General features: G+C 55.8%; 19 protein-coding genes, 1 tRNA gene and 2 pseudogenes. 11 read left to right on the forward strand and 11 right to left on the reverse strand.

Going from position 1 to position 20,747, the window contains the following annotated elements; genetic code table 11:
- Positions 1–117 precede the first annotated feature (117 nt).
- The 3 genes from ACI7MX_RS20100 to ACI7MX_RS20110 all read right to left on the reverse strand — a co-directional run bounded on the left by ACI7MX_RS20100 (position 118) and on the right by ACI7MX_RS20110 (position 3,686).
- Positions 118–861 (reverse strand): DUF4123 domain-containing protein, encoded by a 744-nt coding sequence (locus ACI7MX_RS20100; RefSeq protein WP_314490302.1) that lies wholly within the window; start codon positions 859–861, stop codon positions 118–120.
- Positions 851–2,884: a type VI secretion system tip protein VgrG gene (locus tag ACI7MX_RS20105; RefSeq protein WP_405591134.1), complete on the reverse strand. Its 2,034-nt coding sequence runs from the start codon at positions 2,882–2,884 to the stop codon at positions 851–853. Before ACI7MX_RS20105 ends, ACI7MX_RS20100 begins: the two co-directional genes overlap by 11 nt.
- Before the next feature lie 214 nt (positions 2,885–3,098).
- The gene (locus ACI7MX_RS20110) at positions 3,099–3,686 is read right to left on the reverse strand and encodes a flavin reductase family protein (protein WP_314490308.1); all 588 of its coding nucleotides are present in this window, start codon (positions 3,684–3,686) and stop codon (positions 3,099–3,101) included.
- Positions 3,687–3,835: 149 nt separating this feature from the next.
- Between ACI7MX_RS20110 and ACI7MX_RS20115 the strand changes: the two genes are divergently transcribed.
- The gene (locus ACI7MX_RS20115; protein ID WP_405591137.1) at positions 3,836–5,191 is read left to right on the forward strand and encodes an MFS transporter; all 1,356 of its coding nucleotides are present in this window, start codon (positions 3,836–3,838) and stop codon (positions 5,189–5,191) included.
- Between the two features lie 98 nt (positions 5,192–5,289).
- Here the strand turns inward: ACI7MX_RS20115 and ACI7MX_RS20120 are convergent.
- From ACI7MX_RS20120 to ACI7MX_RS20130, 3 genes and pseudogenes are all read right to left on the reverse strand, one after another.
- A tRNA-Leu gene (locus ACI7MX_RS20120) sits at positions 5,290–5,374 on the reverse strand.
- 199 nt (positions 5,375–5,573) lie between these two features.
- Positions 5,574–5,939: pseudogene (locus ACI7MX_RS20125) on the reverse strand (aldo/keto reductase); the annotation flags it as partial.
- A gap of 88 nt (positions 5,940–6,027) precedes the next feature.
- Positions 6,028–7,011 (reverse strand): aldo/keto reductase, encoded by a 984-nt coding sequence (locus ACI7MX_RS20130; RefSeq protein ID WP_405591140.1) that lies wholly within the window; start codon positions 7,009–7,011, stop codon positions 6,028–6,030.
- 106 nt (positions 7,012–7,117) lie between these two features.
- Between ACI7MX_RS20130 and ACI7MX_RS20135 the strand changes: the two genes are divergently transcribed.
- Positions 7,118–8,041, forward strand: coding sequence for a LysR substrate-binding domain-containing protein (locus ACI7MX_RS20135; protein ID WP_405591143.1), 924 nt, complete (start codon positions 7,118–7,120; stop codon positions 8,039–8,041).
- Positions 8,042–8,127: 86 nt separating this feature from the next.
- Here the strand turns inward: ACI7MX_RS20135 and ACI7MX_RS20140 are convergent, their stop codons facing one another.
- Entirely contained in the window at positions 8,128–8,943 is an 816-nt protein-coding gene (locus ACI7MX_RS20140; protein WP_314490320.1) for an SDR family oxidoreductase, read from the reverse strand.
- 524 nt (positions 8,944–9,467) lie between these two features.
- Here ACI7MX_RS20140 and ACI7MX_RS20145 point away from each other — a divergent pair.
- From ACI7MX_RS20145 to ACI7MX_RS20165, 5 genes are all read left to right on the forward strand, one after another.
- Positions 9,468–10,304, forward strand: coding sequence for an MliC family protein (locus ACI7MX_RS20145; protein ID WP_405591146.1), 837 nt, complete (start codon positions 9,468–9,470; stop codon positions 10,302–10,304).
- Positions 10,305–10,419: 115 nt separating this feature from the next.
- Positions 10,420–11,466, forward strand: coding sequence for an EamA family transporter (locus ACI7MX_RS20150; protein WP_405591149.1), 1,047 nt, complete (start codon positions 10,420–10,422; stop codon positions 11,464–11,466).
- A gap of 33 nt (positions 11,467–11,499) precedes the next feature.
- On the forward strand, positions 11,500–12,066 hold the full coding sequence (locus tag ACI7MX_RS20155; protein WP_314490328.1) for a DedA family protein: 567 nt from the start codon (positions 11,500–11,502) through the stop codon (positions 12,064–12,066).
- A 184-nt stretch (positions 12,067–12,250) separates the two neighbouring features.
- A complete protein-coding gene (locus ACI7MX_RS20160) occupies positions 12,251–12,787 on the forward strand; it encodes a DUF4174 domain-containing protein (RefSeq protein ID WP_405591152.1) in 537 nt (178 codons plus the stop codon).
- A gap of 367 nt (positions 12,788–13,154) precedes the next feature.
- Entirely contained in the window at positions 13,155–14,339 is a 1,185-nt protein-coding gene (locus ACI7MX_RS20165) for a sugar transporter (RefSeq protein WP_405591155.1), read from the forward strand.
- Positions 14,340–14,377: 38 nt separating this feature from the next.
- Here ACI7MX_RS20165 and ACI7MX_RS20170 read toward each other — a convergent pair whose 3' ends face one another.
- Together ACI7MX_RS20170 and ACI7MX_RS20175 are read right to left on the reverse strand one after the other, a co-directional pair.
- Positions 14,378–15,160 carry a methyl-accepting chemotaxis protein gene (locus ACI7MX_RS20170; RefSeq protein WP_405591248.1) on the reverse strand — a complete coding sequence of 261 codons (783 nt, stop codon included), beginning with the start codon at positions 15,158–15,160 and terminating at the stop codon, positions 14,378–14,380.
- A 75-nt stretch (positions 15,161–15,235) separates the two neighbouring features.
- A pseudogene (locus ACI7MX_RS20175) lies at positions 15,236–16,012 on the reverse strand (cache domain-containing protein); the annotation flags it as partial.
- Positions 16,013–16,280: 268 nt separating this feature from the next.
- On the opposite strand from ACI7MX_RS20175, the gene ACI7MX_RS20180 reads away from it, so the two are divergent.
- Both ACI7MX_RS20180 and ACI7MX_RS20185 read left to right on the forward strand, forming a co-directional pair.
- Positions 16,281–17,111 (forward strand): undecaprenyl-diphosphate phosphatase, encoded by an 831-nt coding sequence (locus ACI7MX_RS20180; RefSeq protein ID WP_314490339.1) that lies wholly within the window; start codon positions 16,281–16,283, stop codon positions 17,109–17,111.
- A gap of 44 nt (positions 17,112–17,155) precedes the next feature.
- Positions 17,156–17,539: a DUF1294 domain-containing protein gene (locus ACI7MX_RS20185; protein WP_314490342.1), complete on the forward strand. Its 384-nt coding sequence runs from the start codon at positions 17,156–17,158 to the stop codon at positions 17,537–17,539.
- Positions 17,540–17,542: 3 nt separating this feature from the next.
- Here ACI7MX_RS20185 and ACI7MX_RS20190 read toward each other — a convergent pair whose 3' ends face one another.
- Positions 17,543–17,887 carry an MmcQ/YjbR family DNA-binding protein gene (locus ACI7MX_RS20190; RefSeq protein WP_405591251.1) on the reverse strand — a complete coding sequence of 115 codons (345 nt, stop codon included), beginning with the start codon at positions 17,885–17,887 and terminating at the stop codon, positions 17,543–17,545.
- A gap of 14 nt (positions 17,888–17,901) precedes the next feature.
- On the reverse strand, positions 17,902–18,810 hold the full coding sequence (locus ACI7MX_RS20195) for a LysR substrate-binding domain-containing protein (RefSeq protein WP_314490345.1): 909 nt from the start codon (positions 18,808–18,810) through the stop codon (positions 17,902–17,904).
- Positions 18,811–18,937: 127 nt separating this feature from the next.
- Here ACI7MX_RS20195 and ACI7MX_RS20200 point away from each other — a divergent pair, with 127 nt between their 5' ends.
- Both ACI7MX_RS20200 and ACI7MX_RS20205 read left to right on the forward strand, forming a co-directional pair.
- Positions 18,938–19,549, forward strand: a complete 612-nt coding sequence (locus tag ACI7MX_RS20200) for an FMN-dependent NADH-azoreductase (protein WP_314490348.1) — start codon at positions 18,938–18,940, stop codon at positions 19,547–19,549.
- Positions 19,550–19,711: 162 nt separating this feature from the next.
- On the forward strand, positions 19,712–20,743 hold the full coding sequence (locus tag ACI7MX_RS20205; protein WP_314490350.1) for a dienelactone hydrolase: 1,032 nt from the start codon (positions 19,712–19,714) through the stop codon (positions 20,741–20,743).
- Positions 20,744–20,747: the final 4 nt, after the last annotated feature.

Below are 20,747 nucleotides of genomic sequence, written 5' to 3' on the forward strand. Positions count from 1 at the left end.
CTGAATTTTTGCTCAGCGGCAATAAGGCCGCCGTACCACTTTGAGGTTTGCAGGCGGTACTCGGCCAGGCAGTTTCTGTGTCGCAACAGGAGGGTGGGTACATCGGGCTGGATGCTGTCAGTCATTGGACTGTTCCTGTTGCAGGTGGGCAGTAAAACGCGCGTGGTCGAAGTTCAGGGCGGAGCCGGTGGCGGCCAGATAGGACTCTACTTTTTGGCGAAGGACGCTTTCAGCGGTGGCGTTGTAGAGCAAGGGAGCTGTTTCTTTCAGGAGGCACATCAGGTTGTCGATCACGCTGCTTGAATCCTGTTCCACGAGTGCGCAAAGCAGGTCTTCAGGCACCTGCCACCAAGGAAAATCCTGTGCCGGGCGATTTGCACCCTGACCCACGGCCACGGGCTGGCCGTTGACCCAGTAGCGGTCAAACACGGGCAGTACATCTGAGGTGGTTGCGCCGAGTTGCTGGAGGACGGTGAGGAAATACCGGCCATCCCAAAAGCGGAAAAAAACGGCGTCGGACGGCGCCGTAAATACTTGAGTCAGACCGCGCAGGTGCTCCGCAATCAGTTCGGGCGGGGCGCTGGAAATGGCCAGCCAGCCCCAGTCTTGCGCGTCGGTGTGTGCCGCCCAATTGAGAAACGCTTCAGTGCCGGTCAGGCACAGCAACCAGGGCATCACGGGTAACCAGTCGGCGTAGGGCGTGTTGGCCCACAAGGGCACGGCGGGTTGAGACTCATGTTGGCGCCATGCCGCCAGCGGTTGGGCTGTACTGGTGGAGCTGATGACGGCGTAGAGGAGCTCGCCGGGCCGTAACGGAGTTTTGGCCAGCCACTGCTGGGGGGTGATTGCATCAGATGTCACAAACACCTCCTTTGCAGCGCTCGCACTCTTCGCAAAAAGGCGCACTGCGCGACAGGCTGTCGATTTGATTGGGGGTCAGCAGGGCTGCGATCAGGGGCGCAAGCCCTGATGTGCTGGCGGGTAAGGCCGGTGTGCCCGAAGCAGGGGCGCCGCCGGGCAGGATCGGCGAGCTGGCATAGATGCCCGCTGCATTGATGATCACGTGCTGACCGCCGGCCATCAGGCTCAGGCCGGCACCTGCGGCGAGGGTCAGGCTGGCCCCGGCCTTGAGGTGAACTTCTTGCCCGGCTTCAACGGTCATGACCTGACCCACTCGGGTATGACTGCTGACAGCCACCTCTCGATGGTCGTTGGCCAGCAGTTGCACTTTTCGGTCGGCACTGACCGTGCGCTGGTCTTCGGCCATCAGCACGCTGGTACGGTCTCGCGTGATGAGTTCGTTGCGTGCGCCATCGACTTGCAAGTGACTGTCGTTTTTGATGTGCTGTTCAAGGTCGCGTTGGGCGTGCAGGTAGATCACTTCGGCGCCTTTGCGGTCTTCGATATGCAGCTCGTTGTAACCGCCACCGCCCGGTGTACTGCGGCTGCGCAGCACGCTGCGAGTTTTGTTCGCAGGCAATGGCCAGGGTGTGGGGTTGAGACTGTTTGGCAGGCAAGATGAAAGAACCGGCTGGTCGGGATTACCCTCCAAAAAATGCACCAGCACTTCCATGCCCACCCGCGGCACCATCACCGAGCCAAAATGGTCCCCAGCCCAGCGGGAGGCGACGCGCACCCAGCAACTGCTGTGATCGTCGTGTTGGCCTTCACGGTCCCAATGAAACTGTACCTTTACCCGGCCAAAGGCGTCGCAATGCACTTCGTCATTCGTCGGGCCGCATACACGGGCAGTCTGGGCACCCAAAACACAAGGTTTGGGGTGCTTGAGGGCCGGGCGGTAAAACACGTCCCAAGGGGTGGCAGCAAAGGTGTTGCGGTAGCCCTGCACGAATGCGTCTGCAGGTATAAGCGCTGAGTGTGCTGCGGACTCTTCGAGGGCTTGCGGTTGTTTACCTTCATGGGTGATTTCGGTCAGTAGCCAGAGGTCATTCCAAGTAGTTTGCGGGTGTTCGGCCAAGTCCAGAAAATGGCCGGAAACCAGCGCGGCCTGATCACTTTTACCGCGGGCCTGGCAATACTCGATACGGTGTCGTTCCAGGGCCCGCTGGCTGAGTTGTTTGCCGCGCTGTTCGCAATTGAAATGACCGGGATAACGATAGTCTTCGAGGTCCGGTTGGCGTTTGGTGCGGTCGGGGCCAGCGTCAGCCAGCTGTTGACGGCTGGCCATTTGAAAATCGTAATCGCCCAATGTGCTGCGGGTGACGCAGGTTTGCAGGCCGACATGAAACGCGTTGACTGAAGGCATGCCCGGAACAAGGCCACTGTCAGGGTGAAAGGGCGTGGGGGGAGTGATTTTCTGAAAGAGGCTCTGGCCGTCTCCAAACCACAGGTGGTGGCTGTTGGAGGTGTGCCTGAAGTGGTAGTGGATGCCTTCTTCTTCGCACAGGCGCTGGATGAAGTGAAGATCGCTTTCCTGATACTGCACACAGTAGTCGCGTGCCGTGTAGTGGGTCTCGAGGATGAACCGGTAACGGTCACTGAAAATGCCGTGCTCTTCGAGGATCACGCCAATGATCTGCTCAACCGTTTGGTGCTGGAAAATGCGCTGATTGGTTCGGTGGCGCAGGATGTCCAGTTGCGGCACCAACGTCAGGGAGTAGTGGGTCAGGCGTTTGCCGCTGTCGCCTTGGGCAATCTCGCTGATATGCCCGTGGATACCCGCGCCGTCGGATGAAAAGGCCAGAAAGGCCGGTCGGTACAAGAGGCTCTCAAGGTCGAGGTCGGCACGTTCGCTGACCAGTTTTACCTCGAAGCGGTATGGCGTACTGATGCCTTCATCGCCGGTGAAAGAAAGAACCTGAAATTCAGCGCCAAAGCCTTCAATGCTCAGGCTGAAGCGAGACTGGGACAGTGAACGTGACATCTATGATTCCTTGCAAGGCGCACGTTCTGAAGGCTGTTAGGCATCAGAACTCTTTAAGGTCGCGCAAGTGTGCAAGGAGGTACTGGAGATGGCTGTAGGATGGATCTTTCAGGTGTGAGGATTAGGGCGAATATGAGGTAGGAATAATTATTTATTGGCGAGTATTGCCGGGCGCGGTCCTATTTGATTGACCGCGGCCACGAGGTTTCAGGACTCAGGATGGTGTGTTGTCGCTCACATCCAGGGCGTCGCCGGTGGCGTAATAATGGCCGCCCGCAATGTAGTGCAGGCTGCGCCAGGCAGGGTCTGCCGCTTCAAAGTGCCAATGACCGTCCTTGAACACGCGCGTATCAGCCCATGCACCGATCACTTCGCCGATAAACAGATCGTAAGTGTTCTGGTTGTGAGGCTCGGGGATCAGCGTGCAGGCCAGCCACGCTGAGCAACCGGCCACGAAAGGCATTGGCTGACCTTCGATCTCGAACAGGTCGACTCCGCAATGATTGAGCTTGTCTGGGTCGCTGGACAGGCTGGTGCTGCCCACGCGGCTGGTCAGTTCCAGCTGCGCCACGGTGGGCACCTGAATGACAAAAAAACCACTGTGCTCAATCAATTCGCGGGTTTTGACGGATTTGTCCAGCACCACAGTCAGTTTGGGCGGGGAAAAATCCAGTGCGCAGGCCCACGACGCAGCCATGACGTTTTGTACGCCATTGTGTTGAGCCGAAACCAGAATCGTCGGGCCGTGGTTGATCAGTCGGTAAGCTTTGTCCAGCGGGACGGTTGCGATGTGCGAGTCCATAGAGGTTCCTTGAAGGTGTGCCCGTGTCAGGCAGGGGTTGTCGATGTTACCCAATCGAATTGCCTTGCGTCGGTGATGACTATGCCGATGACAGATTTGAAACAGGGCATTTTAGTCGCTGCCCCGATAATTCAAGGATTATCGATGAAATGCCGAGGTTCACTATGACTCGCCCGTACGCCATAGAAGTCAGCCCCAAAACTCTCAGGAAAGTGATTGTTGCGGCCGCAATCGGCAATTTCGTCGAGTGGTTTGATTTCGCCATTTATGGCTTTCTAGCCACCACCATTGCTCAGCAGTTTTTCCCCAGTGGCGATGCCAGTGCCGCCTTGCTTAAAACCTTCGCGGTCTTTGCCGTGGCTTTTGCATTCAGGCCGCTGGGCGGGATTTTCTTCGGCATGCTGGGCGACCGGATTGGCCGCAAGCGCACACTGGCAATGACCATTTTATTGATGGCCGGTGCCACCACTTTGATCGGTGTGCTGCCCACGTATGCGGCTATCGGGGTGCTGGCACCGATTCTGTTGACGTTGATCCGTTGTGCTCAAGGTTTTTCCGCCGGGGGCGAATACGCGGGGGCCTGTGCCTACCTGATGGAGCACGCACCCCACGACAAGCGGGCCTGGTATGGGAGCTTTTTACCCGTGTCGACCTTTAGTGCGTTCGCGGCAGCGGCGGTGGTGGCTTATGGGCTGGAGGCGTCATTGTCGGCGCAGACGATGGCGGATTGGGGCTGGCGGGTGCCGTTTCTGATTGCGGCGCCATTGGGACTGGAGGGGCTGTATATGCGCAGCAAGCTGGATGAAACGCCGGCGTTCAAGGCAGTGGCTCAGAAGGATGCAGTCGCTCATTCACCGCTCAAGGAAACCTTGCGCAACCACGGCGCGGCCATCTGTTGCCTGGGGGCGTTCGTGTCGCTCACGGCGTTGTCGTTTTATATGTTTACCACCTATTTTGCGACGTATCTGCAAGTCGCCGGAGGCTTGAGCCGCGCCACGGCGCTGCTGGTATCGCTGATTGCGCTTATTTTTGCCGCTGGGATCTGCCCGCTGGCGGGGTTTTATTCGGATCGGGTAGGGCGTCGTGTCACCGTGTTCACGGCGTGCGCGCTGTTAATCGTGGTGGTATACCCGTCGTTTCTGATGGCTCGTTCCGGAGGGTTTGCCGCGTCAGTGGTCGGCGTGATGCTGTTGGCGATGGGGGCGGTTATGTGTGGCGTGGTGACGGCCGCCTTGCTCTCGGAAACCTTTCCAACGCGAACGCGCTATACCGCCTCTGCCATCACCTACAACATGGCCTACACCTTGTTTGGAGGCACTGCACCCTTGGTGGCGACATGGCTGATCACAACCACGGGCAGCAATCTGTCACCGGCCTTTTATTTGATGGCAGTCGCATTGCTCGCGTTGGCGGGAGGAATGGCGTTGCCGGAGACTTCAAGGATTTCACTGCATGAGGTGTCTACAGACGAAGAGGGGGGCATTTTGCAGGAGCAGGCGCTGTAGGGCAGGGTGATTAAGGTGATGGATGCCAAATCACAGACAGCAAAAAACACCAGTGCCGTTAGACGCTGATGACAGAGATAGAGGTGGAGTAAGCTAGATGGTGCCCCGAGCCGGAGTCGAACCGGCACACATTTCTGCGACGGATTTTAAGTCCGGTGTGTCTACCAATTTCACCATCGGGGCGATGTCACGGTAAAGCAGGCCGCTATTGAACATCAAAACAAAGTCAAAATCAACCACTTAGCCGAGATGCAACGTGTAATGGCCATGAAAATTAATTTTACCGGGTCAGCGTTGGAAGTTCTGACGTGTATGGACGTCAAAGCCTACATCCTCGGGTACAACACCGAAGATCAAAGGCTTGTCTATCAGAGGCACCCAAGCGGTACAAAAGATCAATTCGGTCGGTGCGCAGGTGCTTCAGGGATGCTTCTACGACAGCTTTTATATGCTCGGGACGGCTGTTGGTTCCGGCGCGTCGCTCGCCCATTCAATGTCAAAGCCGAACTTGGTGGCAATGAGCACTTTGTTTCGGATTGACGCCAATGCGGTGCCAAACAGTATTTCGTTGCAAACGGGCCGTAAGCTTCCGCTGTGTCGAACAGCGTAACGCCTTGCTCATGCGCCGTGCGGATCAGCTTGATCATCTCTTGAGCATCCGGTGCCGGGCCATAGGCAGAACTCATGCCCATGCATCCCAGCCCCGCGCCTAAACAGTAAGTCCATCACTTAGCGTTCTAGTCTTCAGCATAGTGCTCCGAATAACGGAGAGTGTGAGGCGCAATTAAACTGTAGGCCAGGCAATCACATTGGGCTCACAGGGTATGTGGCTGCAGTTAGCGGTTAACGTTCTTCTGTAAATGAGCGGGGTAACGATCACCTACGATCTTGATCTGCTTCAATGCCGAAGCGATGTCAGTGAGGTCATCCTTGTTCAGAACGAGGCTTGCTGCACCGATATTCTCTTCCAGTCGATTCAACTTGGTAGTACCTGGTATGGGCACTATCCAAGGCTTCTGCGCCAATAGCCAAGCCAAGGCAATCTGGGCTCGTGTTGCGCCTTTACCCTCGGCGATCTGTCCCAGCAGCTCTACCAGTTGCGCATTGGCCTTGCGGTTCTCTTCGGTAAAGCGCGGCACTATGTTGCGAAAGTCGTCGTCTGCGAACTGGGTGTTAGCATCTATGGCTCCGGTCAGGAAGCCTTTGCCCAGCGGGCTGAAGGGAACGAAACCGATTCCGAGTTCTTCAAGTAACGGCAAGATCTGCTCTTCAGGTTCGCGCCACCACAGTGAATACTCGCTTTGCAGGGCCGCGACAGGGAGCACGGCGTGAGCGCGGCGGATTGCATCCGGCCCGGCTTCTGACATCCCGAAGTGCAGAACTTTGCCTTCCTCAACCAGTTGCTTCACTGCGCCTGCGACGTCTTCAATCGGAACCTGAGGATCAATACGGTGTTGGTAGAGCAACTCGATGCGGTCAGTATTGAGCCGCTTCAGCGAAGCCTCAACCACGGCCTTGATTGTTTCGGGCCTACTGTCGAGTCCTTCACCAGGCACTCCGTTTTTAAAACCGAACTTGGTTGCGATCACGACTTTATCCCGGATCGGCGGCAACGCATCACCCAGCAGTTGTTCGTTGGTGTAGGGGCCATAAGCCTCGGCTGTGTCGAAGAAATTAACCCCCTTGTCGAAAGCATCTCGAATCAGGGTCACTGCAGCCTTGTGTTCAAGCGCGGGGCCGTAAGCGAAGCTCAGGCCCATGCAGCCCAAGCCAATGGCCGAGACTTCCAAACCGCTTTTGCCTAAATGACGTTTCTGCATGTCTTGTCTCCTTCGCAAGTAATTAACTGATGGGTACACTTTAGATTCCTGTGTATAGCTCAACAATTGGCACATTGCTTCATGAGCACCTGAGGAGAATTCACAAATGATCCGTGCTGGACTTCCTGAGTTGACAGCCTTCATCGCCATTGCTGAGCAACGCAGCTTTAGCGGCGCCGCCAAGATTCTGGGTGTGTCGGCTTCAGCGCTTAGCCATTCCATGCGGGGACTAGAGTTCCGACTGGAACTGCGCCTGTTTAACCGCACAACACGCTCGGTTGCGCTGACAGAGGCGGGGGAGCAATTGTTCAAGCGCGTCCAGCCGCTGTTGGGCGATCTTGAATCCGCGGTTAACGAAGTGACCTCCGAGCGCAACACGCCTTCAGGCTCTATACGGCTTAGTGCATCGGAGTCATCGTTCAAGCCGCTGATTCGTCACGTGATGCCTGGTTTTTTGCGGGACAACCCGCAGATCCATATCGAATGCATCGCAGACAGTCGCTTGGTCGACATCGTCGCTGATGGCTTCGATGCGGGTATTCGCCTGTATGACGACGTGCCGCGTGACATGATTGCAGTGCGTTTCGGGCCCGATGTACGTTTCGCTGCAGTTGCTTCCCCGCAGTACCTGCAACATCACCCGCAACCCCAAACGCCCCATGATCTCAAGGCGCACCGCTGCATTCGCTTTCGTTTTGCGAGCGGCACCTTGTTTCGCTGGGATTTAGGCCATCAGGGCAGAACAGCCAGCGTTGATGTCGATGGGCCCATGACGATGGATAACCTTAATTTGATGACAGAAGCTGCGCTGGCGGGCATTGGCATAGCGTGGCTGCCGGAATATCAAGTGAAGGATCATCTGCAAGCTGGTCACCTGGTGCATGTGTTGCCAGACTGGGGGCCGTACTACCCAGGGCCGTGCCTGTACTATCCCGCCAACCGACACCCGCCAATGGCGCTGCGAATGTTCGCTGACGCTGTACGCGAATGGGCTCGCGGTCAAGGGTGCAACCCGCCCGGCACGTGCTGAGCGGTTGGCTGCGGCATACCCCTAGAGCCTGTATATGAATGGATCAAGGGGTCAATGTTTTGCATAGGCCGGCATGGGCGTTGTGGTTACTCTGCGTACCAATACTGTGCGGTGACACCTCCGTCCATCAGGAAATCGCTGCCGGTGATGAAGGTGCCTTCAGGTCCCATCAGCAAGGCCGCTACTGCACCTACCTCGTCGGGAGTACCACCACGCTTGGCTGCGCAGGTTTCAATCATGCGCCGGTAACCCTCGCCACGCGGCCCTGACAGTTCATCGCGTGCCAGTGGGGTAAAGATAATGCCCGGACTAATGGTATTGACCCTCGCACCGTGTTTGCCCCAGCGCACCGCCTGCGCGGCGACGCGCAGAGAGTTGCCACGCTTGGAGATCTGGTAGGCAATCAGAGGATCGGTTACCTGTTCGGGTTGCAGCATCGGCAATGCCAGAAGCTCCTCAGTCGGGGTTAGCGCCAAGGCTTTATTTTGCTCGACAGTGAGCGGTGGCAAGCGGTGGCCTGACTGCGAAGCGATGACGATAGCCGAACCCCCTTTTACGATGACCTCTCCAAACAGTTCTAAGACTAAGGCGGTGCCATAGAGGTCGACTCGAAGAATGGTCGCAGGTGAGGCCTGAGAAGGGGATACACCCGCCGCATGGATGACTCCGGTGATGTCGCCAATGTGAGTAGCCAGATCCACGAGTGCCTGCACGGACTCGCGGGACGAGACATCAACTTTGGCCGTTGTGACCTCAAAACCTGCATCGCCCAACACTTTCGCCGCAGCTTCAGCCGCTTCTGGCCGCAGGTCCGCGAGCACTACATGTTTGCCCGCACTGACTCGCCGAGCGATGGCTTGACCAATCGAACCCGCGCCAATTACCACAGTAACATTCGGCATTTTCGTATTCCTGCAATGGATTGACTTAACTCTACGTTGAGTAGCGCTTGATGATTAGGCACTTCACTACGCGCGCCCTGGTGAGTTGAATTCAGCAGTGGGTATGCGAACGGGGCGACCCGTTTCGACACTGCTGATGGGTGAATCACCTGCATGACCCCATGTACTCGGCGCCCGATAGTCGAAGCACGCCCCAGTGGTTAGTCTCACGGGTAGCTAATTCCACGATATGGCGAATTTGACTGTAGTCATTGATGAGGAAAGATCATGTCTTTACACGACCCATTTCGTCGCAAAGTGGGCGCTGCTATCGCCAGCCTTCCGCTCATTGCCTGTGGCGCGAATCGTGAGATACAAGCTTCATACACTTCTAATAGCCATTTTTTGCGGGATACCACTTCTACTATCCCGGCCGGCGGCAGCAGTATTTAGCACTTGAATTGTAGGTATGGTTCACTGCTTGCGGTGGGTCACTCAGGCATAGGTTGATGCCTGGCGACTGTATTAATTAAAAGGGCATGAGCATGAGCAAATATTTGGTTTTGTTATTGATTGGCGCCACAGGCGTTGCTCAGGCGCAATCCATGTGCAGTTACCCTTGGTATCAATCGATCGAAAAGGCATTGCACACAGGTGATGGTCAGGGGCACGGGCCGGATTTAGGCTCCGACGAATGGAAATCGGTGATTGAATTCAAGCTAGGCGTTCGCGATGGGGCCAATGTCCCTGAACGAACCTCGGATCGTTGGTGCCAGTACATTGATCAGCGCATCAAAGAGATGCCTGCGTTGGGGGGCGCGAAGGAAAAAACCTCGACAGTCAACGCGACATCGGGTCCTTCTTTCGATTGCGCCAAAGTAAAGCCTGGCGCCATCGAAGCGATGATCTGTGAAGACGAGGGGTTATCCGCGCTCGATCGCAACCTGTCGGCTGTTTATGCCCGTGCGATCGTCAAGGCTGGCAACGAGCATGCTCCCCGGTTAAAAGCTGAGCAACGTGGATGGATCAAGGGGCGCGACGACTGCTGGAAGAGCGATGACGTCGGTGCATGTTTGCGCACGGAGTACCGGCACCGCATCGCCGAGTTGCAAGCCCAATATCGGCTGGTATCGGGCACTGGGCCTGTACATTACGAATGCGATGGCAACCCGGCTAACGAGGTGGCCGTAAGGTTCTTCAAAACCGAGCCGCCGACATTAATTGCCGAGCGGGGTGACAGCGTATCGCTGATGTACCAGCAGCCCAGTGGCAGTGGCGTTAAGTACGTTGGGCGCAATGAGTCGCTCTGGGAACATCAGGGCGAGGCCATAATCACGTGGGGATACGGTGCGCTCAAAATGCATTGCAAAATAAAGTCTTGAACACCGCTTCAAAGAGATACGTTCAAAGCCCGGCTCCGGGTTTGTTTGCCACCAGAGAGTTCGCCCTTCGATTGTTAGGCTAGTCTGCTTGCACGTCTGAACAAAAGTGGCCGAGATGAATACAAGTGTGATTTACGCCTTGGCAGCGGCGGCGCTGTTTGGTGCCAGCACGCCGCTGGCCAAGGTGTTGGGGACGCAGATTCCGCCCGTTATGTTGGCCGGTTTGCTGTATTTGGGCAGTGGGCTGGGCCTTCTATTGGTACGCGTATTACGCGACCGTGGCTGGGCAAAGTCGGGGCTTACTGCCCGCGAGTGGCCTTGGCTGGTGGGCGCAATTGTATTCGGCGGCATTCTGGGTCCAGTCGCGTTGATGTTTGGTTTAACCCGCACCAGCGGTGCCACGGCGTCGTTGATGCTGAATCTGGAACCCGTGCTGACGGCGCTACTGGCGTGGGTGGTGTTCAAGGAAAACGCCGATCGAAGAGTGGTGCTCGGCATGCTTGCCATTATTGGCGGAGGCATTGTGCTGTCGTGGCCAACCGGGCAAGCAGCAGCGGGGGTTCATTCATGGTTTGGACCGGCGGCCGTTGCATTGGCGTGCTTTTGTTGGGCGGTAGACAACAACCTGACGCGAAAAGTATCGGCGTCGGATGCGCTGTATATCGCCGGGGCCAAAGGGTTGTTCGCCGGGTTGGTGAACTGTGCAATTGCACTGAGCCTGGGCGCACAGGTCCCAGCCTTTGGCGTGTTGAGCCCGACGTTGTTGATTGGTTTTCTGGGCTACGGAGTCAGTCTGGTTCTGTTTGTGCTGGCACTGCGAGGCTTGGGCGCCGCCCGAACCGGCGCCTATTTTTCGACAGCGCCCTTCCTGGGGGCTGCCGTGTCGATTGTGCTATTGGACGAGTCGGTGTCATGGCTGTTCTGGCTGGCCGCAGCGTTCATGGTGGCGGGGGTGTGGTTGCACCTTACCGAGCGCCATGATCATAGCCACCAGCATACCGAACACGCGCACACTCATCGGCACAGTCATGATGAACACCATCAGCATGCACACGCGCAGGAGGTGCCAGCCAATGAGCCTCACACCCACCCCCATGTTCATCAAGCGATCAGGCATAACCATCCACACTTTCCTGATATCCATCATCGTCACCGGCACTGACACCGTTATCACTTTGGGAGTTACAGAGCGCGCATGTTCGAGCACATCGATTTCAGTTATTTGTTGGCGACCTATGGGTATCTGGCGATTTTTATAGGCTGCCTTCTCGAAGGCGAAACCATCTTGATACTGGGAGGCATGGCAGCCCATCAGCATGTACTCAAGTTATTGCCGGTTATTGGGTATGCCAGCCTGGCCGGGATGCTGGGTGATCAATTGCTGTTCTGGATCGGTCGCTACTATGGTGCTCGACTGTTGCCGCGACTTCATAAGCAACAAGCGATGATTGACAAGGTCACGCAGTTGATTAACAAACATCCACTGGTATCGATTTTCTCAGTGCGGTTTCTGTATGGCATGCGTCTCGTCGGGCCTTTAGTGATTGGTGCAAGCAGGGTGTCACCGGTCAAATTTACCTGCATCAATCTGTTGGGTGCGGTGGTCTGGGCAACACTGTTTGCCAGTGTCGGCTATGGCTCAGGGGAGTTTTTGGAGAGGATATTGGGTGATCTTAAAGCCTACCGCTTGCCCATTGCATTGGGGGTTGTCGGGTTAATGGCAATGATTGCTGTCATTCGGCATTACCGGGCTAAAAAGTAATCGCCACTCCCCATGCAGTGCTTGTCTGCAGTTGCAAAGTGACTACATGGAAGGCAAAGTCCGGGAACCGGTTGCGTGTTGAAACACTTGGCCTAAGCTTTTGATAGCGCGGCAGTATCAGGTGTTCGAGCGGTTGTCGGTACCACCACCCATGAAGCCCGCCCGATACTCAATGGAGGTCAGGATGTTTATCCGTTTGTGGATCCTAGCGAGCTTGCTTGTGTCTGGCGCAGTACAGGCCGTCGAAGTAGCAAGCCCTCTCGAGCAAGACCGTGGAAAGTTCCGCCCCTTAGTCATTTTTGCCCGTTCAACGGCCGATCCCACTTTGCAGGCGATTACCAAAGAACTGGCAGACCCGGCTATAAAACAAGCGTTTACCGAACGCGACATGGTGCTCTATACCATTGTGAATATTGACGGCAAGCGTGACGATAAAGGGCTTGAACCTCAAAGTACGATGTCGCTTCTTCGCGGACTCAAGCCCGGGATGATCAGAGATAAAGCCAAAGTCATTCTGATCGGCAAAGACGGCGAAAAGAAGCTAGAGCAAGAGGGGGATGTCGACCTCAAGGAATTGTTCAAGATCGTTGATGCGATGCCAATGGCCGAGAAAGAATCGCAAGCGAAGGTTGACGTCGTGCCCCCTGAGCAAAAAAAATCTGCCAACAAGGCCGCTAAACCTGTAAAGCCCGCCCAAGAACCTGTCCCTCTGAGTGATTGAAGAGACGATAGCGGCGAGCAAAAAAAAAGGCCTGCGGGGGAGCAGGCCAAATGGGATTCACTAAAGGAGTGGGTTCAACTTAGACGCTTTGATGTGAAAGTGGCGTGAAAAGCGTGTAGTCAAAACGCAAAGTCTAGTTCCTGGGCTTGCTTGCGCTTCGGGCATCGGTTCACCGGCTAACTGCTACGCTTTCTGACACATGGCATCAGCAGTGTGTTGGGGGTGCGGCAAAATGCCTCAAGCGCTGTACAGATGTTCATCAAAAGGTTTCAGAGTTCTCTATAGAATGCCGTCACATGTGGTTCTGGCGAGAGAAATCGAGTCATGAGCCTGTCAGATCATCGATAGCGAGCAGTGCCCCCCATAAATGAGTGACTCCCTTTCTAACCTCAAGGCTAATTGGCAGCCGGTTATCGCGCTGGCGCTAGCCGCCTTTGTATTCAACACCACTGAATTTGTACCTGTTGGGCTGCTGAGTGCGATAGGCGCCAGTTTTGACATGAGCACTGCAAATGTCGGGCTCATGCTCACTATTTATGCCTGGGTAGTCTCCCTGGCCTCATTACCCATCATGCTGGTCACCCGTAATGTCGAGCGACGCAAGCTACTGCTGATTCTGTTTGGGCTATTCATCGCCAGCCACGTGGTCTCAAGTCTGGCGAACAGTTTTGGTCTTTTATTAGTCAGTCGCATCGGCGTCGCGTTGTCCCATGCGCTGTTCTGGTCGATTACGGCTTCGCTGGCCGTGCGTCTGGCCCCTGAAGGCAAGCAGGTTCAGGCACTGGGTTTGTTGGCCACCGGCACGTCGCTGGCGATGGTGTTGGGCGTGCCGCTGGGCCGTTTACTGGGTGAGGCGATGGGGTGGCGCACCACCTTTCTGGTGATTGCCGGTCTGGCTGCTGCGCTGGTGTTCTGGCTGGCCCGCACGTTGCCTCTGCTGCCGAGCCAAAACTCTGGCTCACTCAGAAGCCTCCCGGTGTTATTCAAGCGACCCGCGCTGGTGGCAGTGTATGTACTGACGGCGGTGGTCATCACCGCGCAGTTCACGGCTTACAGTTACATCGAGCCGTTCGTGCAAGGCGTGGCTGGCATGAGTGGCAGCACGGTGACATTGATCCTGCTGCTGTTTGGCGGCGCAGGCATTATCGGCTCGCTGTGCTTCAGCTGGCTCCACAAATACAGCCCGCAAGGGTTTTTACTCACCGCCGTGGGGTTGTTGGCTCTGTGCCTGTTGCTGCTGTTGCCGGCGAGCGGGTGGGTCGAGTCTCTAGGTATTTTGAGTGTGGTTTGGGGTATGGCAATCATGTCCTTCGGCTTGGCGATGCAATCCAAAGTATTGAGTCTGGCTCCCGACGCAACCGATGTGGCAATGGCCATGTTCTCAGGCATCTACAACATCGGTATCGGCGGCGGGGCCCTGTTGGGCAGCGCGGTGGGCAGTCATTTTGGATTTGGCTGGATCGGTCTGGTAGGTGGCGCGCTGGCCGGGCTGGCGCTGGCAGCGTATGGCTGGACGATGTACCGGTTGCAGCGGGCAGGTGAGCCAACCTGACCTGTCGCGGGCCTTCACTGGCCCGCCCGCAGGGTTCTTTACACCTTGAATTGACGCAGCAAACTGTTGAGTTGGACGCTCAACGTCTTCAAATGCACACTGGCCTCGCTCGATTGTTCCGCTGCCTGGGCTGAGCTTTGCGACAGGCCCGCGGCCTTGGTGACATTCTGGTTGATGTCTTCCACTGCGTGGGCCTGTTGCAGGGTGGCGCTGGCAATGGTGGTGTTGAGGGTATTAAGGGTGTTCAAAGCCAGACCTATGCAGGTCAGGCTTTGTCCGGCCTGTGTCGCCTGCTCAATGGTCGTGTGTGAAGCGCTGCGGCTGCTGCTTATGACATTAACCGCCGCTTCGGAATGCGCCTGAAGACCTTCGATCATGGTCTGAATCTGAGCGGTGGATTTTTGAGTGCGTTGCGCCAGCAATCTCACTTCGTCCGCCACCACGGCAAATCCCCGGCCCTGTTCACCTGCGCGAGCCGCTTCAATGGCTGCATTGAGTGCCAGCAGGTTGGTTTGTTCAGCGATGGAACGGATAACTTCAAGCACGCTGCCTATTTCGTCGCTCTGAATGGCGAGTGTGCGTATGACATCGACCGCTTCATTAATGGTGTTCGACAATTGGCCAATGTGATGCAGGCTACTGTCAATGTTCTGTTGCCCCAGTAGTGCCTGCCCTTGAGCACCGCTCATTTCATTGGCCGCGTGTTTGGCGTTTTGAGCGACTTCTTGCACGGCATAGGTGACCTCATTAATGGCCGTCACCACTTGCTCCATTTGCGACGCCTGATGCTGACAGCGTTGTTGCGCCTCGCTTGCATCCATGCCCAACGCGGTAGATGACTGTTCGAGCGCCGTGGCTGTGCCTTGCAAGTGGCTGATCACCGTGCGCAGTTTGTGGGTGAAGGCATTGAAATGATGGCCCAGCTGCGTGATTTCATCGCGGCCATGGGTGTCGAGGCTACGGGTCAGGTCGCTTTCCCCACTGGCAATATTGGCCATGGCCAGTACCGCTTCTCGCAAAGGACGAACGATGCTGCGTGCTATCAGGGTCACCAGCGACGCCATGATCAATGCAATGCACAGGCCTACCCACGAGGCTTTCCAGGCTTGTGCCGCAAACTCGGCTTGCATATCGTCGATATAAATCCCGGAACCAATCACCCATCCCCACGGTTCGAACAATTGCACATAAGACGTCTTTTGCACCGGATCCTGTGCGCCCGGTTTAGGCCAGCGGTAATCGACGACGCCTTGGCCTTTGGTTTTAGCAAGGGTGGCCATCTCACTGAACAGCGCCACGCCATCAGGATCTTTGATGGACGACAAATCGTGGCCGTCCAGTTTGGGATTTGTGGGGTGCATAACCATAAAAGGGCGCAGGTCATTGATCCAGAAGTAATCGTCATGGTCGTAGCGCAATTGGCGGATCACAGTGAGTGCCTGTTGCTGCGCGGCTGCTTTGGTCAATGTGCCCGCAGTTTCCAGCCCCTGATAATAGGAGAGGACACCGCTGACGGCTTGCACGACATGGCGGGTTTTCTGAGCTTTGCCTTCATACAGGTCGTCATGTATCTGCTTCAACATCAACAGGCCCAATGCCAGCAGCATGCCCATTGATACAACCAAAATCAGCCCTAGACGTCGGCTGATGGATAACCTGCGTAAGGTATTCATAAAAGTAAAACTCCTTTTTTATTCTTCTGGTGGCTCAACAAACTGCGTCCTGTCTACGTATGCAAGATGAAGACTGCACATGCAGAGCAGCGAAAGACGGAGGTGTCTGATAGGATCTCGGCCGCAATTGGCAAAGCTGAATCTTTATTGATACAGGACAGGTTTTAAGCGCCGCCACAGGAGCAGGACGTGTTTGTCACTCATCCAGTTGCACACATTTAATTGAGACTAATCCGCTCTGCATGAGGCAGAGCTTTATGGGGGAATGATGGATCTTTGGACTGCCGCACAGGCGTTGATACTCGGTGTAGTGGAAGGCCTTACGGAATTCTTGCCGATTTCCAGCACCGGTCACCAAATCATTGTCGCGGACTTGCTGAATTTCGGTGGCGAGCGCGCCATGGCGTTTAACATCATTATTCAGCTGGGTGCCATTCTGGCTGTTGTCTGGGAGTTCCGTCGCAAGATCCTCGACGTGGTCATAGGGTTGCCCACCCAACCCCAAGCGCGGCGGTTCACCGCCAACTTGATTATCGCGGTGCTGCCGGCGGTGGTGCTGGGGGTGATTTTTGCGGATGTGATCCACGAATACCTGTTTAACCCGATTACGGTGGCCGCAGCCTTGGTGGTGGGCGGTGTGATCATGCTGTGGGCTGAGCGCCGCCAGCATGTGATTCGCGCAGAAACCGTGGACGACATGACCTGGAAAGACGCGGTCAAGATCGGTTTTGCCCAGTGTCTGGCCATGATCCCCGGCACGTCCCGCTCCGGCTCTACCATTATTGGGGGGCTGCTGTTTGGCTTGTCGCGCAAAGCCGCCACTGAGTTTTCATTCTTTTTGGCAATGCCGACCATGGTGGGCGCGGCGGTGTACTCGGGTTACAAATACCGTCATCTGTTCCAGCCGGATGATTTGCCGGTGTTTGCTATCGGTTTTATCACCTCGTTTATCTTCGCGATGATTGCGGTACGGGCATTACTCAAGTTTATTTCCAACCACAGCTACGCCGCATTCGCTTGGTATCGCATCGCATTTGGGCTGTTGATTCTGGCGACCTGGCAGTTTGGCTGGATTGACTGGTCTGCGGCCTCCACGTGAAAAAAAGCGCACAACCACGGCGTTCATACAGTACTGGGCCAAGTATGGCGCAATCGCCTATTCGTGGCATGAAACGCAAACTGCTTATCTTTGCACTGCTTTGCGCATTGCCGCTGGGTGGGGCACTGAATCTGTATGTGTCGGGTTCGACTGGCTTGCCACTTATGGCGTATGTACTCGTCAGTGGGTTGGCGTTCGGGGTGTATGGCTACGACAAACGTCAGGCAAAAGCGGGCGAGTGGCGAATCCCTGAAAAGGCTCTGCATGCCATTGAGCTGCTGGGCGGCTGGCCAGGCGCATTGTTGGCGCAGCAGGTGTTTCGCCACAAAACCCGCAAGGTGTCATATCAACTGTGGTTCTGGTTGATCGTGGCCCTGCATCAAGCGGCGTGGATAGATGTGCTGTACGTGAATTTTTTCCAGCTTTAATGGTTAAAGCAGCAAGCCGATTTGACGCTTTTTCGGCAGTTTGCTGACAACCAGTTGGTGGGAGCGTCGCAGCAAGTCTTGCAGTTCGTCAGTGCCCATCGGGTAGGGCGCCTGCATATTGATCCAGTACGCCCGCGCCAGATATGGCGACGGGCGTATGCCAGGGCGATCAACATAGCCCAGGAACAACTCTTTATCGACTTTGAACGAGAGGCCGTTGCTGTTCAGATTGAACACGGCAAACATCTTGCTCTGATCGATATAAAACACTTCGACCCCGCCCCATTTCACGTCTTCTTTTACACCCGGCAAGCTGCGGCAGAATTCGGCGACCTGCTCTTTGGTCATGTTTTTTTTCTGACTCATAGCACCTTGTCTCCACACCGCTCAAAGGTTTCTACCAAGTGTTCGATCCAGGCCCTTACGGCCGGCATCACCCCGCGTCGATGCGGATACACGGCATGCAACCACCCACCGGGCAATGACCAGTCAGGCAATAGTTGCACTAATTGGCCACTGTCCAGTTCCTGCTCGCAATACATCATGGGCAGCACGGTAAATCCCAAACCCGAGAGTGTGCAGGCCTTGCGCACCACAAAATCATCAATGCCCAGCCGCGCCTCCATCGTCAGTTCACAGGCTTTACCCTGCGCATCAAGCATGCGCAAATGCACCATCCGGTCAGGCTCAAGCGCACCCAGCAACGGTACATTTTTCAAGTCTTCGGGGCTATTGATCGGCCATTGCCGGGCGAACTCAGGGCTGGCCACCATCGCTGTCCGGGCCTGACGTAACCAGCGGGTGGCGAGCAACGGGTCTTCATCGCCTTTCTCGCGTACCCGCAAGGCCACATCAATGCCCTCGGTGATCAAATCGACACGGCGATTGAGCAGGATGACTTCCAGTTGAACATGGGGATAGGCACGCAAAAATGAGCTGATCACCTCGGGCATAAACTCATGGGCCAACCCGACAGGACAAGAAACACGCAGGCGCCCACGTGGCTCACTGGACATGCTGGCCACCGCTTCATCGGCCATTTCGGCTTGCAAGAGCATGGCTTGGCAATGGCTCAGATAGCGTTCACCCACGGCGGTCAGCTTCAATTGCCGAGTGGTCCGTTGCAGAAGGCGGGCGCCAAGGCGCTCCTCGAGTTCAGCGACCCGGCGTGACAGGCGCGACTTGGGAATACCCAACAAGCGGCCGGCCGCTGCGAATCCACCGGCTTCGACCACCTTGGCAAAATAATAGAGATCGTTAAGATCCTGCATGCTGAGTTCTCACTGTCCTACAAGTAGAACGAACTATCGCACGGTAGCTGACTTATCGTCGATTGCTTTCACCCGTAGTATCGCTGCCATCAGGTCGCCCAGCAGCGATCCTCACGTGGAGAACAGCATGAAACTTTTGCACATCGATTCGAGCATTTTGGGCGACAACTCGGCTTCGCGTCAGCTGAGCGGTGAAGTGGTTAACGCCTGGCAGGCGGCACATCCTGGTCTGGAAGTCAGTTATCGTGACGTCGCGGCTGAAGCAATCGAGCATTTCTCGGCTGCAACCCTGGTGGCTGCTGGCACGCCGGCTGAATTGCGCGATGCCGCGCAAAAACACGAAGCGCAGTTGAGTGCAGACACCCTGGCCCAATTTATGGCCGCCGACGCGGTGGTGATTGGCGCACCGATGTACAACTTCACAATTCCTACTCAGCTCAAAGCCTGGATTGACCGCATTGCTGTAGCGGGTCAGACATTCCGTTACACCGAAAATGGCCCTGAAGGACTGTGCGGCAACAAGAAAGTCATCGTGGTATCGACCTCGGGCGGTTTGCACTCCGGTCAAGCCACCGGTGTGGCCCATGAAGATTATTTGAAGGTGGTGTTGGGCTTTTTGGGCATCACCGATGTTGAATTTGTGCGTGCGCATGGCCTTGCGTATGGGGATGAAGTGCGCACTAAAGCGATGAATGATGCTCACGCGCAGATCAATCAAGAGTTGTTCAGCGCAGCGTAAGCTACCTCACGAACTAAGCTCTGTATGCTGGCGTTGTAAAACGCCGGGGTGCGGAGTTTTTTTTGTTTGCCCAGATTCTCATCCATGCCGCTACCCAGATGCTGGGCCTGAAAGATGCAAGAACCATTGCTTCAGGTTGTGCGCATAGAAAGGTGAGCCCACATGACGCGACTGTGCGCAGTAATGCTCCTTTTATTGGCAGGGTGCCCTGTCATGGTGCAGGCTGAGCCTGCCAATGAATGGAGCGCGGGCTTCCATCGCTTGACCTTTCTCGACCCCCTGGATGATCAGCCGATGCACGCCATCGCCTTCTACCCCTCAAGCGATCCGCAAGGGGTCACTTCATTAGGCAGCTACACCGTGCAAGCCACTGAAGAGGCGAAGATCGCAGCGAGTCATTTCCCGATGTTGATGCTGTCTCATGGCAACACAGGCACGCCGCTGGCGTTGCATGATCTGGCAACGTCATTAGCGCGCAAGGGTTTTGTGGTCGTGGCGGTTCTACATCCTGGCGATAACTATAAAGACCACAGCCGGCTGGGTACGTTGAGTAACTTATATGGACGACCGATGCAAATATCGGCAGCCATCACTGCAACCTTGGCTGATCCACGATTATCAGCGTATGTGCGTGGCGATCAGGTGGGCGTTATCGGCTATTCGGCCGGGGGCGAAACTGCTTTGATTTTAGCGGGCGCACAGCCGGATCTGGAGCGATTGCGCAGTTATTGCCAAGAGCGTCCGGATGATCGGGACGCGTGCACCACCCAAGGCGAGTTGATTGCCGATCGAGATGATCTTGTGCCTATAGCTGACCCGCGGGTCGGTGCGCTGTTATTAATGGCACCGCTTAGTTTAATGTTTGGCCGTCAGACTCTGGCAGATGTGCATGTGCCGGTACTGCTGTATAGCGGTGATAAGGATCAGTTGGTTGACCCTGATAAAAACGCCGATGCACTCGCGCGCAAGTTACCGGTAGAACCTGAGTTCAAAGTGCTTGCCGGGGCAGGGCATTTTGTTTTTATGGCGCCTTGTAACGATGAACAAAAGGCGCTGATGCCTGATTTATGCACCGATGCGCAAGGTGTTGATCGCGAGGATATACATCGAAATCTGATGAATGAGGCAGGGGTTTTTTTTAATAAAACGCTGATACCAGCATTCAATACAAGAACGGTATATAACGGTCAGTAGCCTG

Origin of the sequence: Pseudomonas sp. 2024-210, assembly GCF_045062345.1 — a bacterium.
GTDB lineage: Bacteria > Pseudomonadota > Gammaproteobacteria > Pseudomonadales > Pseudomonadaceae > Aquipseudomonas.